This is a genomic window from Allobosea sp. BH3, from assembly GCF_025499465.1.
GTDB lineage: Bacteria > Pseudomonadota > Alphaproteobacteria > Rhizobiales > Beijerinckiaceae > Allobosea.
In genome coordinates, this window is sequence record NZ_JAIMCA010000013.1 from 1 (window position 1) to 1,809 (window position 1,809).

General features: G+C 67.0%; 1 protein-coding gene and 1 pseudogene. Both read right to left on the minus strand.

The window, feature by feature from the left end; translation table 11 throughout:
• On the minus strand, nt 1-1,080 hold a 1,080-nt coding region (locus tag BoBH3_RS24455), incomplete at its 3' end, for a HAMP domain-containing protein (RefSeq protein WP_262333471.1).
• Nucleotides 1,081-1,361: 281 nt separating this feature from the next.
• Nucleotides 1,362-1,809, minus strand: a pseudogene (locus tag BoBH3_RS24460) (hypothetical protein); the annotation flags it as partial.

The window sequence follows — 1,809 nt, forward strand, 5'->3', positions numbered from 1 at the left end:
ATCGGCGAACTTGCCGCGATAGGCGGTCTCGACCCGGTTGGTCAGGTCACCGCCGGCGATCGCCGACAGCGTCCCGGCGAACTCCGTCGTGGCGGAATCCACCACCGCGTTGATCTCGTTGATGCCGGCGACGAGGCGCTGCATCTGCTCGTCGGCGTCCTTGATCTCGAGCCGGGCCGAGAAATCGCCGGCCGCAGCCGCCGCGACCACCTCGCCGACATCGGAGACCACCGCTTCCATAGACTGAGCGCGGGCGAGGCGGGCTGCTGCTGCCGCGCGCTCCTGTTCCTCAAGGGTGCGCGCGTGCACCAGGCCTTCGCGCAGAACCTGCAGGGAGGTGGCCATCTGGCCGATCTCGTCGCGGCGATCGGTTCCATCGACACGGCTGTCGAGGTCGCCATCGGCGATGCCCCGCATCGCATGGTTGAGCTTGCGCAGAGGCGACATGACGCCATAACGCGCAACGACGAAGCTGAGTGCGAGACCGGCCACGATTCCGAGCAGCGCGACGAGTATCTGGGCGGTCAGGAAGGTATCGGTCGCGGCAAACGCAGTCTTTCGCGTACCCTCGATCAGCTTGCCGGAATAGGTCGTGTAGGCCTTGACCGTGTCCGTCACGATCTTCTGCGCATCGAGGGCGCCCGCGAGACCCGCCTCCATCGCCGACGGGTTGCCCGCGGACGAGCGAGCGACGGCCAGCATGTTGCGAATCTGACCGAAGTAGGTTTCGAGCCCGGTGCGGACATCGGCGAGAAGGCGCCTCTCCTCCAGGTCGGCCCCGGCCTCAAGGATCGGCAGCCGGGCGAGCATCTCCTTGGCGCGGCGCTCGGCCTCGACGGAGAAGTCGGCATGCTTGGCGGGCTCGCGCGCAAGCTGGTAGGTCATGCGGCTAATGGCAATGATGTCGATGCGCAGGTCCATCGCCTCATAGGAGACCCGCCCGGTCTGCTCGACCGACAGCATCGATTGCTTGAGATGTGAGAGGCCGATCCAGCCGGCAAGGGCGATGGCTATGGCCGCCACGCCCATTGCGGCAACGACGCTCGTGAATTTCAACATGATCGACGCGTGCTTGAGCATCGTGCAGATAACCTCTGAAAAGCCGGATTGAAGGCAGCACGCGAAGTCGGGCTACCGGGCTCAGACGGTTCCTCTGCCGAAGCGCGAGGCCATATTGCCTCGGGCGGCGGTTCAGGCTCGCATTGAGCCCCTGCCCGCTCTCTTCGTTTCGACACGGAACACGCTAAACGCGCATCTTTAAGAAAGGCTTGATTGGAGCCTTTCCAGGTTGAGGCCCATCAGGGCGAGCGCGCCTGGCCGTTTCGGCCAGGCACAGTACACCGGCCGGGCCGCGCCTTGGGTCAGAACTCTTCCCAGCCGGCGTCGTGGGCACGCCCATTGGCGACCTTGCGCGGCGCGGGGGCGGCCTTGGACTGGACGAAGGCAGCCTTCGCCAGCTGGCGAAGGCGCTCCGGCTCGGAAGCGCGCGGAGCCGGGGCGGCCGGAGCGGCATTCACCGCCATCGGGATCGCGACGCTGTGCCCGCCCGTCGCCTCGCGCCTCGTGCGGAAGGTCGCGACGAGGTCGTTGAGCTGTCCGATGCGTCCGGAGAGGGAGGATGCCGAGGCTGCGCTCTGCTCGGCGAGCGCGGCGTTCTGCTGGGTCATCTCGTCGAGATGCGCCACGGCCTGGCTCATCTCGTCGATGCCGTTGGCCTGCTCGCCGGAGGCCGCCGAGATATCGGCGATGGTGGCGGAGACCTTCTGCGAGGCGGCCAGGATCTGGTCGAGCTGGTCGCCGGCCTGGCGC